This is a genomic window from Aeromonas sp. HMWF016, assembly GCF_963878195.1.
GTDB lineage: Bacteria > Pseudomonadota > Gammaproteobacteria > Enterobacterales > Aeromonadaceae > Aeromonas > Aeromonas lacus.
The window spans coordinates 20,436-32,996 of sequence record NZ_CAWNWX010000085.1 but is presented as its reverse complement, the minus strand read 5'-3'; the positions used below and the strand labels follow the sequence as shown (position 1 = coordinate 32,996).

Genomic DNA, 12,561 nt, shown 5'->3' with positions numbered 1-12,561 from the left:
TCCCCTTGAAAGGAAAAAGTGAGCCCCTATATAGGTAACAAGGCCGGAACGCTCAACAGAGGTTTCGACCAGACGCCCGTCCATAAGGAGGGTAAACAATCCGTTATCGCTCACAAGAGGGTAATACTATGCGTTCTATCGACTTTTCTCCGCTCTATCGTTCTGCCATTGGTTTCGATCGTCTGGCCAATCTCATCGAATCTGCGGCCAGCAATGGCAATGCCGGTTATCCCCCCTACAACATCGAGCAGTTGGGTGACAACGACTACCGCATCAGCATGGCGGTGGCGGGCTTTACCCAGGAAGAGCTGGAGCTGAGCTTCCAGGAAAATCTGCTGACGGTGAAGGGCAACAAGCAGGCCGACACCGAGCGCAACTATCTCTATCAGGGGATTGCCGAACGTGGTTTCGAGCGCCGTTTCCAGCTGGCCGACTATGTGCGGGTGAAAGGGGCTGATCTGAAAAACGGCTTGCTGCACATCGAGCTGGTGCGTGAAGTGCCCGAGGCGATGAAGCCGCGCAAGATTGAGATCAACGGCTGATAACCTGAATTCACTGCGATTTTAAAATTTCCCGGGTGCCGATGACGGGCCTGTGGAGAGTTGAACCTGTTGCTTATTAGAAGGATAGGATTATGCGTAACCTCGATTTTTCTCATCTCTATTCCAATGCCGTCGGCTTCGAGCGGATGGCCCGTGAGCTGGAAGGTCTGTTCGATCAGAAGACCGCCTCTTACCCCCCGTACAACATTGAGAAGCGCGATCAGGATGGCTATCGCATCACGGTCGCCGTGGCTGGCTTCGAGCGCGAAGAGCTGGAGCTGGAGACCGAAAACGGCACCCTCAAGGTGAAGGGGCGCAAAGGGGCGGCAGCCGGTGAACGTCAGTTCCTCCATCAGGGGATTGCCGAGCGTGACTTTGAGCTCGCCTTCAAGCTGAGCCAGCACGTGGAAGTACAGGGTGCCAAGCTGGAGCATGGCTTGCTGACCATCGATCTGGCTCGCGAACTGCCGGAGGCACTCAAGCCCCGCGCCATCCCCATCGGTAAACCCGAGCAGCTGGCGCTGCCCGGCTAAGCAAACCGGATCGCGATAAACAACAAAGGCCTGCAGATGCAGGCCTTTCTGTTTTTGTATCGCCGGATTGGATTAACCAGCGTAGAGGGTGTTGATCTCGTCCGCCAGAATGGCGATGCCGCGACGCACCAGCTCCTCGCTCTGGGAGTAGTTGAGGCGGATACACTCCTGACTGTGGCGCCACTCGGGGTCGTCGATGCCGGGGAAGAAGTAGTGACCCGGCACGATCAGCAGGTTCTTCGCTTTCAGTCGCTCGTAAAGCTCCTGACAGTGGATTGGCAATCCTTCAAACCAGAGCCAGAGGAAGAGGGCGCCTTCCGGCTTGTGGATATGGAAGCGCGGATCGGGGATCGCCTCGCGCAGCAGTTGCACCGCCAGCTCAGCCTTCTGCTGATAGAAGGGCTTCACCACCTGTTCGCTGAGGGCGATGATATCGCCGCTCTCGATCATCGGGATGGTGATGGCGGGGCCCAGACTGCCCGGTGCCAGATTGATGATGCCGCTCAGGTTGGTGATGGCCTGAATTATTTTCTCGTCGGCGATAACGATGCCGCAGCGGGTGCCCGGCAAGCCCAGCTTGGAGAGGCTCATGCAGAGGATGGTGTTGGCGTTCCAGAATGGCTTGGCTTCGCTGAAGATGATACCCGGGAAGGGCACGCCGTAGGCGTTGTCGATCAGCAGCGGAATCCCCCTGTCGCGGGCGATCTGATCGAGGTGTTCGATCTCTTCGTCGGTCAGCACATTGCCGGTGGGGTTGGTCGGGCGGGAGACGCAGATCACCCCGATATCGTCACCCACCTGCAGGCTCTCGAAATCCACGTGGTATTTGAACTGGCCATCGGGCAGTTTCTCGATGGTGGGCTTGTAGGCCACGAAGTAGTCATCTGCCAGCGCCGAGTCGGCATAGCCGATGTATTCGGGGGCGAGCGGGAACAGCACCTTCTTCTTGCGGCCATCGGCAAATTCACCGGCCAACAGGTTGAAGAGGTAGAAGAAGGCATTCTGGCTGCCGTTGGTCAGGGCGATATTGCGGGCCGAGATATCCCAGCCCAGCTCTTTGCTGAGCAGGGCTGCCAGCGCCTTGGTGAACCTGTCTTTGCCTTGCGGGCCATCGTAGTTGGCCATCGCCTTCACCAGTTCGCCGTTGTCGAGCAGGGTTTTGGCCTCGGCCTGAAAGCGCTCCAGCATGGCGGGGATGGGGGCCGGATTGCCGCCACCCAGCATGATGGCGTCCGGATTGGTCAGCCCCTGATTGAGGTCATCCATGAGTTGGGTAATGCCGGCGTGGCGAGTGAACTTCTCGCCGAACAAGGAAAATTCCATTCAGTGACAGATCCAGATTTGAGTTACGGGGATGTAGCACCATAGCTCAGTTTAAAAGCGGGTGTCGATCAAAAAGATGGGACGTTCCACGTGGAACATGGAGTAAAAATTAAGCGCGGAAGCACAGCGGTTTCGAAAGAAACATTAACCGGACAAGCGCACAGGGGAAATGGATTTATTTGAACCAAATCAGCTGGTTGTAGCAACTATTCAGCTACTCCCTGGTGGGGAGTGATATAGCGCGCAGGAGTCTGCCCGGTGTGTTGCCTGAAGAAGCTGATAAAGGCGCTGTCGCTGGAGAACTCCAGTGCCGAGGATATGCGACTGATGGATTGCCCCTCGGCCAACAGTTCCATCCCCCGTAGCAGTCGCCACTGCTGACGCCACGCCTGATAGCTCATGCCGGTCTCCCGCATAAAGATGCGGCCAATGGTCTTGTCACTAGCACCAATCTGTCCGGCTAACTGATTTAGCCGCTCCGGCAGGGCATCTCCCCGTTTCAACTGTTGTAGCCAGCCGCCCAGTCTGGGATCGGTCGGTAGCGGCAGCTGCCATGACTCCCGCGGCGCCTGCCCCAACTCCTCCATAAACAGTGCCACCGTCCGTTGTTGCTGCTCTTGCGGTTTGTCCCACGGCCAGAGCGCCATCCGTTCGATCAGCTCGTGCAGCAGCGGATTGACCGCCAACACCTCCATCGTGCCGGGCAACTCGGGGTGCGGCTGGAAGTAGAGGGAGCGGTAGGCCACCACACCACGCATCAAGATCCGGTGGGCGGTGCCTGCAGGCAGCCAGGCGGCGCGGGTGGGCGGTAGCAGGCAGACCCGACCTTCCAGTTCCATGGTCATGCAGCCGGATTGAGCGAACAGCAGCTGATGGCGCTGATGCTGATGCAGGCCCGAGTCGTGCCAGCCGAGGGCGGAGGCTATGCCGATCACGCTGCCCGTCAGCTGGTCGGGGTCAAAAGGGTGATCGGGAAGAATAAAGGCCATATGTCCGATTTTTGATGTTTATAGTCCTGCTTATTGTAATCAGACAATTGGCATCTCTCTAGAATGGCGACCTCTTGTGAAGGAGGTTTGTCATGAACAACAAGTTGCCACCGCTCTGGCTGGTGGTGGGATTGATGATGTTTCCCCAGATTGTGGAGACCATCTACAGCCCGGTACTGACCCACATCGCCACCCAGTTTCGGGTGAGCGAGGGGCAGGCATCCCAGACCCTGTCGGTCTATTTTCTGGCATTTGCTGTGGGGGTGGTCTGCTGGGGACGGCTCTGCGATTTGATCGGGCGGCGTCCCGCCATGCTGGCGGGTCTGCTCACCTATGGCGCCGGCACCCTGCTGGCGCTGCTGGCCAACCAGTTTGAAACCCTGCTACTGGCCAGGATCATCTCGGCCTTTGGCGCTGCAGTGGGTTCCGTGGTGACACAGACCATGCTACGTGACAGCTATCAGGGTAGCGATCTGGCGCGGGTCTTCTCGGTGATGGGCATTGCGCTCTCACTCAGTCCGGTGCTGGGGCTGCTCAGTGGCGGGCAGCTGGCGAGCTGGTTCGGCTATCTCGGGGTGTTCAGTGGTTTGCTGATACTGGCGGTAGGCTTGCTGCTGGTTGCATGTTGGCAACTGCCGGAAACCCGTCCGGCCACCACCCGGCAAGTCGCACTCTGGCCGCTGGCGTGCCGGATGATGAAGGATGGCGGGCTCTGGCGCAGTGCCATGCTGGTCGCCTTGTTCAACACCATGCTGTTTGGTTACTACAGTCTGGCGCCGTTCCTGTTTGCCGGATTGGGATTGAGCACCGGCGAGTTTGGTTATTCGGGGATCTTGCTGGCACTGGCGACCCTGCTTGGCAGCCTGCTCAACAAGCATCTGCTGGGGAGGGGGTGGCTGCCGTCATCTCTGATCCGACTGGCTAGCGTGCTGGCGTTGATTGCCGGGCTGCTGGTCTGGACGACTCAGGCCAGCCTCTGGTTCCTGCTGCCCATGATGGGAATCGTGGTGGCCTATGGGGTGGCGATCCCCAATGTGCTGAGTCAGGCACTGTTGGCCTATCGCGAGGTGGCAGGCAGTGCTGGCGCCCTATTCGGGCTTGGCTACTACCTGCTGCTCAGTCTGGGATTGGCGGTGGCGGCCGGATTGCAGGATCTTGGCCTGTTGCTGAGTGGCTGTGGTCTGCTGGTACTGCTTGGCTGTGGGCGCCGTTCCACGTGAAACGTCAGTTGCCGATAAAGCGGTAGCCGATACCTGATTCGGTCTCGATAAGCGTCGGTTGCTGGGGGTTATCCCCCAGCTTTTTACGCAGGCTGGCGATAACGATGCGCAGGTAGTGGGTGTCCTCTTTGTGGCTCGGCCCCCAGATGTCGTTGAGCAGCTGGGTCTGCATCACCAGCTTGCCGGGGTGGCATACCAGCGCTTGCAGCAGGGCGAACTCCTTGCGGGAGAGGGGGATCTCCTCCTCCTTCATGGTCACCTTGTGGCTGCTGATATCGAGCGTCAGGCCACACTGGGGGAAGTGGCGCCGCTCGCCACTGCTGACGCCAGCCCGCTGGCGCAAGAGTACGCGAATGCGGGCCATCATCTCGCCGATGCCAAACGGCTTGCTCATGTAGTCGTTGGCACCGGCATCCAGCAGCCGCACCTTCTCCTGCTCCGAATCACGGGCCGACAGCACCAGCACCGGGTTGGGGTGGTGTTCGCGAATGGCCTGCAATACCTGGATACCATCGCCATCCGGCAGGCCGAGATCGAGGATCACCAGATCGGGGTTGAGGTGGCGGTATTGCTCCAGCCCCTCGGTGACGCTGACCGCTTCGCTCACCTGATGCCCCTCGGCAATCAGGCTGATCCGCAGAAAGCGACGGATCGCCGCTTCATCATCTATGACCAGAATGTGCGCCATCAAACCTCCGGTGAATTGAGTGCGAGCGGCAGGGAGATACGCATGCAGGTGCCGTTGCCATTGGGGCCGGAGAAGGCCCAAATCTTGCCGCCGTGGGCCTCTATCATAGCGCGGGAAATGGCCAGGCCAAGCCCGGTGCCACGGCTGCCGCAATCGCCCACCGGCTGGGTGTAGAAGAGGTTGAAGATCTTCTCCCGATCCGACTCGGCGATACCGACCCCGATATCGATGATATCGATGATGAGGTCGGGTTCGGCCACCATCACCTTGAACTCGATGGGGGTGCCTGCCGGCGAGTAGCGGGAGGCGTTATCGAGGATGTTGACCAGCACCTGCTCGATCAGGGCGCCATGGACATAGAGCTGGGGCACATGCTGATCGATGTGTACCAGCAGCTTGTGCTGGCGCCAGGAGGAGTCGAGCCGCTTGCGGGCGCTCTCCACCAGATCGGTCAGGTCGACCCAGTCCCGCTTCAACTGGAAGTCGGGGGAGCCGATACGGGTCATATCCAGCAGATTCTGCACATAGCTGTGCAGGCGGCGTGCCTCGTCCTGTACCGAGTGGAGCAGTTCGTTGCGATCATCCGGCGGGATCCGGTCACCATATTCCAGCAGAGTGCTGCCGGCACCCATGATGGTGGCCAGCGGTGTCTTCAAGTCGTGGGAGACCGAGGAGAGCAGGGCGGCCCGCATCCGGTCTGTTTCCGCCTGCAGCTGGCTGTCGGCCAGCCGCTCGTTGAGGTCGATCCGCGCCAGCGCGGCGCGAATGTCGGTGAGCAGTGCCTGCAGCTGATGTTCGGCAGAGGAGGAGAGCGGATTGGCCAGCGTTATACCGATCACCAGGTCATCGCTGAGGTGGTGATACTGCGCCTCGGCGGCATTGAGAGTGGCGGTGTGGGCCCCGGCGCTCTGCTTCTGGGCCAGACACCAGTCGATGGCCGCCTTGTCGGTCTGGCCGGGTCTGTGCTTCTCGTTGCCGAGGCGGTCGTGAAAATCCTTGTCGATCACCACGGTCGGCTGGCCAAGCGCCAGCGAGATCGCTTGCGCCCCTTGTCTGAGCACCTCCTCCGGGCTGTTGGCGGTCGCCAGCCCCTGACTGAGGGAGAGCAGGGCATTGCCCAGCTGCTGGGTCTCGCGCAGGCCTATCAGCTGCTGGCGCTGGCGGGAGGCGAGGCGCCCCGCCGTCATGCCGACGATAAGCAGCACGAACAGGGTGAGCAGGTCGCTGTGGTTTGCGACGCTCAGGGAGAAGTAGGGGGCGGTGAAGAGCAGATTGTGGGCGATAAAGCCCAGCACCGCCGCCAGCGTAGCGGGCACCAGACTGGTGGTAAGGGCAGTCGCCAGCACCCCCAGTACGAAGATGAGTGGCAAAGCTGCGGGAGGCAGCCAGTAGGAGAGTCCCCATGCGATGGCCGAGGTGATGCCCATGATGGCCACCGCCAGCAGGCTGTGGTGAATATCTTTCGGCGTCGGGGAGCGCATCCCCACTCTGTGTTTCTGTTTCTCGGTATCGACCAGGGTGATCTCCAGCCCCTGTGCCTGCTTGAGCAGGTGCTGCACCAGCGAGCGACGCCACGGTGCCTTGTGCGGTTTGCCGAGCAGCAGCTGCGATACCTGCTGCTGCTCGGCAGTCTCCAGCAGGGTATTGGCGACCGCCGGACTGGAGAGGGTCAGCACCTTGGCGCCTAGCTGGGAGGCGAGTGCCAGCGCCTGCTCCACGTCGGCCGAGCTGTGGCCATTGCTGTCCACGTGCACCACCAGCCAGGGCAGCTGGCGACGCTGGGCAAAGCGGTGGCCATAGCGCACCAGCGCAGCCCCGTGCTGGTTGCCGAGGCAGACCATCAGCTTGCCCCGCAGCGGCAATGTGGTCTTGCCCGCCGCCTGCCATTGCAGTTGCAGATCGCCCTCCACATGGCTGGCTGCGGTCTGCATCGCCAGTTCCCGCAATGCAGTGAGGTTGTTGAGGGAGAAGAAGGATTGCAGGGCGGCCTTGGCCTGATGGGGTACATAAACCTTCCCCTCGCGCAGGCGGCCGAGCAGCTCCTTGGGGGGGAGGTCGATAAGGATAATGCTGTCTGCATCGAGCAGAACCTGATCGGGCAGGGTCTCTTTGACCCTGACCCCGGTCAGCTGCCACACCAGATCGTTGAGGCTCTCAAGATGCTGGACGTTGAGGGTGCTATAGACGTCGATACCGGCGTTGAGCAGCTCCTCCACATCCTGCCAGCGCTTCTCGTGGCGGCTGCCGGGGGCGTTGCTGTGGGCCAGTTCGTCCACCACGGCGATGGCTGGCTTGCGCGCCAGCAGGCCGTCGAGGTCCATCTCCTCCAGCCGCTGCTGACGGTGCATGTGGATCTTGCGCGGCTGGATGGCGAGTTTGTCGAGCAGGGCCAGTGTCTCCTGCCGGCCGTGGGTCTCCACCACGCCAATCAGGATGTCGACCCCCTCCTTGGCCTGTTCCCGCACCGCCTGCAACATGGCGTAGGTCTTGCCCACGCCGGGGGCGGCCCCGAGAAAGACTTTCAGCTTGCCCTTGTGCTCTTGCTCCAGACTTGCCAGCAGGGCGTCAGCCCTTACCTCATCACGCATGCTTATCCCTATCGAGCCAACTGCCCGCGTCGAAAATGGAGGTCAACGCCAGATCGGCAAGGAGCGCCCTCAGGCGCCCTTTTGATGATCCAGTTGCAGGTTCAGCTGGAGAATGTTGACCACCTGCGGGCCAAGGATACCAGCTTGTGTGGCCGACTTGACCTGCTCCGTCAGTTGGGCGGGATCCAGTCCACGTTCTCTGGCTACACGATCCACCTGCGCCAGCACCGCATCGAGTGGCAGGTGGGGATCGAGGCCAGAGGCGGAACGGGTCAGCATGGCAGGAGAGCTGGTTTCAGGCTGTGCCTTGGCGGCCTGTTCGGCGAACTCCGCCCGCAGCGGTGAGCTCATCCCCAGATTGCTGGCACTACCGCCAATGGTGTTGAAATCACTGGCTGAAGGGCGGGGGTGGAAGTAGTCAGCCCGCTCGAATTTCTGTGCCAGCAGGGCGCTACCGATGAGTTGCTGCTTGCTGTCGGTCAGCTGGCTGCCGTTGGCTTGCCAGGGGAAGATCAACTGGGCCAGTCCGGTGACGGCCAGCGGATAACCCACGCCCAACAGCAGGGTCAGGGTCAGCAGGGTTCTGATTGCGATCATGATGGATATGCTCCGAATTCGTTGTGTGGATGCGGGCTGACCCGCATCCCGGTTATGCCGTTACACCAGACCCAGGCCGGTAATGACCAGGTCGATCAGCTTGATGCCGATAAAAGGCACCAGCAGGCCGCCGACACCGTAGATCAGCAGGTTGCGGCGCAGCAGGCTGGCGGCCGATCCCTTCAGGTCGACACCGCGCAGGGCCAGCGGCACCAGCGCTACGATGATCAGGGCGTTGAAGATGATGGCCGACAGGATGGCGCTCTGCGGGCTGCCCAGCTGCATCAGGTTCAGCACCCCCAGTTGCGGGTAGGCGGCGATGAACAGGGCCGGCAGGATGGCAAAGTACTTGGCCACATCGTTGGCGATGGAGAAGGTGGTCAGGGCGCCACGGGTCACCAGCAGCTGTTTGCCGACCAGCACCACGTCCAGCAGCTTGGTGGGGTTGGAGTCGAGATCCACCAGATTGCCCGCCTCCTTGGCGGCCTGGGTACCCTCGTTCATGGCCAGACCCACATCAGCCTGTGCCAGCGCAGGCGCATCGTTGGCACCGTCACCACACATGGCGACCAGACGGCCATCGGCCTGCTCCTGCCGGATATAGGCGAGCTTCTTCTCCGGCGTTGCTTCGGCGATGAAGTCATCCACCCCGGCTTCGGCGGCTATGGCGGCGGCCGTTTTCGGGTTGTCACCGGTGATCATCACGGTACGGATCCCCATATGGCGCAGGATCTGGAAGCGTGCCTTGATGCCGGGCTTGATGATGTCCTTGAGGTAGACCACCCCCAGCAGCTGTTCATGGGTACAGACTAGCAGCGGAGTACCACCCTGGCGGGCGATGTTGTCGACTGACTTGAGCACCAGCTCCGGTACCGCTTTGCGGTCGAGAGAGAGGTAGTTCAGTACCGCATCGACTGCCCCCTTGCGATATTGGTGACCGTTGCGATCCAGCCCGCTCAGACGGGTTTCGGCGCTGAAGGGGATCACCTTGTCATCATCCAGCTGGCTCGGTTTGGTGTGGCTCTTGCCCGCCAGAGTCAGGATAGATTTACCCTCGGGAGTGTTGTCACCCAGCGAGGCCAGCATGGCCGCTTGTGCCAGCAGGGCAGGGTCAATGCCGGGAGCCGGGATCAGTTCGTCAGCCATCCGGTTGCCGAAGGTGATGGTACCTGTCTTGTCCAGCAGCAGGGTGCGCACGTCACCGGCCGCTTCGACGGCCCGGCCCGATTTGGCAATCACGTTCAGTTTCACCAGTCGATCCATACCGGCAATGCCGATGGCGGAGAGCAGGCCGCCGATGGTGGTCGGGATCAGGGTGATAAAGAGAGCGATCAGGTAGAGGCGCGGTACCTGAGTGCCGTTGTAGTCGAGGAACCAGGGCAGGGTGGCGACCACCAGCAGGAAGATCAGGGTCAGCCCAACCAGCAGGGCATCCAGCGCCATCTCGTTGGGAGTTTTCTGGCGCTTGGCCCCTTCCACCAGTGCAATCATGCGATCCAGTGTGCTTTCACCCGGATTGTTGCTGACACGCACCCAGATCTCGTCGGAGACGACCGTCGTGTTGCCGGTCACGCCGCTGCGGTCGGTGCCCGACTCGCGAATGACGGGGGCGGATTCGCCGGTGATGGCGGCCTCGTTGACCGAGGCGATACCGGCGATCACCTCGCCGTCGGCCGGGATCATCTCGCCGCTGCGTACCAACACCAGATCACCCTTCATCAGGCTGGTGGCAGGTACCCACTCGCCCTGTCCATCTTTGGCATCGGTCACCCGACGGGCCTTGAGCTGGCTCATGCCTGCCTTGAGGCTGTCGGCCCGAGCCTTGCCGCGACCTTCGGCCAGTGTTTCGGCGAAGTTGGCAAACCAGAGGGTGAGCCAGAGCCAGGCGGTCAGCTGCCAGGCCAGCGAGGGGGCGACGCCGGAGAACGGCTGCCCCAGCAGTGACTCCACAGTCGCCATGACTGCGGCCAGCCAGAGGGTGAACAGAATGGGGCTGCCAAACAGCGCCTTGGGATTGAAGCGGTAGATGGCTTCAACCATGGCCTGCAGGATCTGCGATTGCTGTTTTTTGCCCTTCACCAGCATGGTGTCGGAACTCATTGAAGTGGACTTGCTCATTTAGAAAGCTCCCAGCATCAGATGTTCTGCCACGGGGCCCAGTGCCAGCACCGGCAGGAAGGAGAGGCCGCCAATCAGCAATACGGTGATGATCAGCAGGGTAATGAAGAGCGGGCCGCGGATCGGGAAATCCCCCTCGCTTATCTCCTGGCGCGGAGCGCGGGCGAGCTGGCCGGCAATGGCCATGATGGGGATGATGTAGCCGAAGCGACCGAGCAGCATGGCCAGACCGATGGCAACGCACTGCCAGTTGTCACCGGCAGCAAAGCCGGCGAAAGCGGAGCCGTTGTTGCCGGCAGCCGAGGCGTAGGCATAGATGAGGCGTGACAGACCGTGCGGGCCATCGTGACCTATGATCGTGGCCGCATCCGGCATCAGCAGAGTGACACCGCCGATCACCAAAACCCCCACCGGCATCACCAGCATGCTGGCGACGACCCATTTCATCTCGGTGATACCGAGGCGTTTGCCCAGATAGGTCGGGGTACGGCCCACCATCAGACCGCACAGGAAGACGGTGAGCAGCACGAACAGCATCATGCCGTAGATGCCGGCACCCACGCCGCCGAAGACCACTTCACCCAGCAGCATGTTGATCATGGCGACCATGCCGGAGAGCGGGGCGAAGCTGTCGTGCATGGCGTTGACCGAGCCGTTGGAGGCGGCGGTAGTCGCCACTTCCCAGATACTGGAGAGCACAGGGCCGAAGCGGCTCTCTTTGCCCTCCCAGTTGCCCGCTTCGCTGGCAAGATGAGTCAGGGCCGGATCCAGTTTCATCTCCTGAGTGATGGAAACGAAGAGTCCCAGTGCCAGCATGATGGTCATGGCAATGACGATAGCGCGGCTGTGGGCCATGTCTTTCACATAGCGACCCAGAGTAAAGACCATGGCGGCGGCCAGGGTCAGCAGGGCGACCATCTCCAGCCAGTTGGAGAGGGCGGTCGGGTTCTCGAACGGGTGGGCGGAGTTGATGCCAAAGAAGCCACCACCGTTGGAGCCGAGCTGCTTGATGGCAATTTGCGAAGCAGCCGGGCCGAGCGGCAGCAGCTGCTCCTGGCCTTCCAGAGTGTGGAACGGCAGATAGGCTGACAGGCTCTGCGGAACCCCCTGCCATACCAGCAGCAGTGCCAGGATCAGCGACATCGGCAGCAGCACGTAGAGGCAAAAACGCACCAGATCCAACCAGAAGTTGCCAAGGTGGGTTGTCTGCTGGCGGGCGATACCGCGGAACATCGCAACCGCTACGGCAGCACCTGTGGCGGCAGAGACGAAGTTCTGGGTGGTCAGTCCCACCATCTGGCTGAAGTAGGAGAGGCTGGCCTCACCAGAATAGGCTTGCCAGTTGGTGTTGGTCATAAAGCTGACCGCAGTGTTGAAGGCGAGCTGCCAATTCAGGCCCGGCAACTGCTGCGGGTTGAGGGGTAGCAGACCCTGCGCCATCAGGATCAGGAACAGCAGGCCGAAGCCGGCGCCATTGAAGGCCAGCAGGCTGAGGGTATAGGACTTCCAGTCCTGTTCCCGTCCGTCCGTGCCGCAGCAGAACAGGGTGGCACGCTCCACGGGGGCCAGCCAGCGGCACTGGCCTTCAAATACCCGGTAGAGATAATTGCCAAGCAGAGGTGCTGGCAGCAGTACCAGCAGCACAAATGCGACGGGGTAGATCATTTCTTGCCACATAGCGGATTCCTCACTCGTGACTGCGCGTGAGTGCGCGCAGCAGATAGACCATCAAGGCGAGGACCAGCAGCAGATATAGCCAATTCATATCGACTCCATTGGTGTAATTGACGCTTAAATGGTAAGAAGAACCGGCGTAAAGGCGCCATAAAGCCCCATTTGACAGGCGTAAAATCGGCGTAAAGAACGACGCTTTTGCGAAGGATCTGGTGGCGAGGCGGGATCAAAAAACCCGGCCTGAGCCGGGTTTGAACGCTGGTGGATGAAGATGACCTGATAGTGACAG

Annotated in this window: 10 protein-coding genes; 3 read left to right on the top strand and 7 right to left on the bottom strand. The window is 61.0% G+C overall.

Annotated features, from left to right (window positions below; all coding sequences use genetic code 11):
* Positions 1 to 128: 128 nt before the first annotated feature.
* Positions 129 to 542, top strand: coding sequence for an Hsp20 family protein (locus AACS24_RS13445; protein WP_041210487.1), 414 nt, complete (start codon positions 129 to 131; stop codon positions 540 to 542).
* A gap of 92 nt (positions 543 to 634) precedes the next feature.
* A complete protein-coding gene (locus AACS24_RS13440; RefSeq protein WP_108570989.1) occupies positions 635 to 1,075 on the top strand; it encodes an Hsp20 family protein in 441 nt (146 codons plus the stop codon).
* Positions 1,076 to 1,147: 72 nt separating this feature from the next.
* On the opposite strand, the gene AACS24_RS13435 is transcribed toward AACS24_RS13440, so the two are convergent.
* Positions 1,148 to 2,398: a valine--pyruvate transaminase gene (locus tag AACS24_RS13435; RefSeq protein WP_108570988.1), complete on the bottom strand. Its 1,251-nt coding sequence runs from the start codon at positions 2,396 to 2,398 to the stop codon at positions 1,148 to 1,150.
* A gap of 206 nt (positions 2,399 to 2,604) precedes the next feature.
* On the bottom strand, positions 2,605 to 3,387 hold the full coding sequence (locus tag AACS24_RS13430) for an AraC family transcriptional regulator (protein WP_033115263.1): 783 nt from the start codon (positions 3,385 to 3,387) through the stop codon (positions 2,605 to 2,607).
* Between the two features lie 92 nt (positions 3,388 to 3,479).
* On the opposite strand from AACS24_RS13430, the gene AACS24_RS13425 reads away from it, so the two are divergent.
* Positions 3,480 to 4,607 (top strand): multidrug effflux MFS transporter, encoded by a 1,128-nt coding sequence (locus AACS24_RS13425; protein WP_108570987.1) that lies wholly within the window; start codon positions 3,480 to 3,482, stop codon positions 4,605 to 4,607.
* Positions 4,608 to 4,611: 4 nt separating this feature from the next.
* Here the strand turns inward: AACS24_RS13425 and AACS24_RS13420 are convergent, their stop codons facing one another.
* From AACS24_RS13420 to kdpA, 5 genes are all read right to left on the bottom strand, one after another.
* Positions 4,612 to 5,295, bottom strand: coding sequence for a response regulator (locus AACS24_RS13420; protein ID WP_033115265.1), 684 nt, complete (start codon positions 5,293 to 5,295; stop codon positions 4,612 to 4,614).
* Positions 5,295 to 7,883, bottom strand: coding sequence for a sensor histidine kinase (locus AACS24_RS13415; RefSeq protein ID WP_033115266.1), 2,589 nt, complete (start codon positions 7,881 to 7,883; stop codon positions 5,295 to 5,297). Before AACS24_RS13415 ends, AACS24_RS13420 begins: the two co-directional genes overlap by 1 nt.
* A 69-nt stretch (positions 7,884 to 7,952) precedes the next feature.
* On the bottom strand, positions 7,953 to 8,480 hold the full coding sequence (locus AACS24_RS13410) for a potassium-transporting ATPase subunit C (RefSeq protein ID WP_108570986.1): 528 nt from the start codon (positions 8,478 to 8,480) through the stop codon (positions 7,953 to 7,955).
* A 60-nt stretch (positions 8,481 to 8,540) separates the two neighbouring features.
* On the bottom strand, positions 8,541 to 10,598 hold the full coding sequence (gene kdpB / locus AACS24_RS13405) for a potassium-transporting ATPase subunit KdpB (RefSeq protein WP_108570985.1): 2,058 nt from the start codon (positions 10,596 to 10,598) through the stop codon (positions 8,541 to 8,543).
* On the bottom strand, positions 10,599 to 12,275 hold the full coding sequence (gene kdpA, locus AACS24_RS13400) for a potassium-transporting ATPase subunit KdpA (protein ID WP_108570984.1): 1,677 nt from the start codon (positions 12,273 to 12,275) through the stop codon (positions 10,599 to 10,601).
* Between the last annotated feature and the right edge of the window lie 286 nt (positions 12,276 to 12,561).

Bases quoted from the DNA above. Each gene is read 5' to 3' on its own strand.
- AACS24_RS13445 (WP_041210487.1), top strand. From the start codon at position 129: ATGCGTTCTATCGACTTTTCTCCGCTCTATCGTTCTGCCATTGGTTTC.
- AACS24_RS13440 (WP_108570989.1), top strand. From the start codon at position 635: ATGCGTAACCTCGATTTTTCTCATCTCTATTCCAATGCCGTCGGCTTC.
- AACS24_RS13435 (WP_108570988.1), bottom strand. From the start codon at position 2,398: ATGGAATTTTCCTTGTTCGGCGAGAAGTTCACTCGCCACGCCGGCATT.
- AACS24_RS13430 (WP_033115263.1), bottom strand. From the start codon at position 3,387: ATGGCCTTTATTCTTCCCGATCACCCTTTTGACCCCGACCAGCTGACG.
- AACS24_RS13425 (WP_108570987.1), top strand. From the start codon at position 3,480: ATGAACAACAAGTTGCCACCGCTCTGGCTGGTGGTGGGATTGATGATG.
- AACS24_RS13420 (WP_033115265.1), bottom strand. From the start codon at position 5,295: ATGGCGCACATTCTGGTCATAGATGATGAAGCGGCGATCCGTCGCTTT.
- AACS24_RS13415 (WP_033115266.1), bottom strand. From the start codon at position 7,883: ATGCGTGATGAGGTAAGGGCTGACGCCCTGCTGGCAAGTCTGGAGCAA.
- AACS24_RS13410 (WP_108570986.1), bottom strand. From the start codon at position 8,480: ATGATCGCAATCAGAACCCTGCTGACCCTGACCCTGCTGTTGGGCGTG.
- kdpB (WP_108570985.1), bottom strand. From the start codon at position 10,598: ATGAGCAAGTCCACTTCAATGAGTTCCGACACCATGCTGGTGAAGGGC.
- kdpA (WP_108570984.1), bottom strand. From the start codon at position 12,275: ATGTGGCAAGAAATGATCTACCCCGTCGCATTTGTGCTGCTGGTACTG.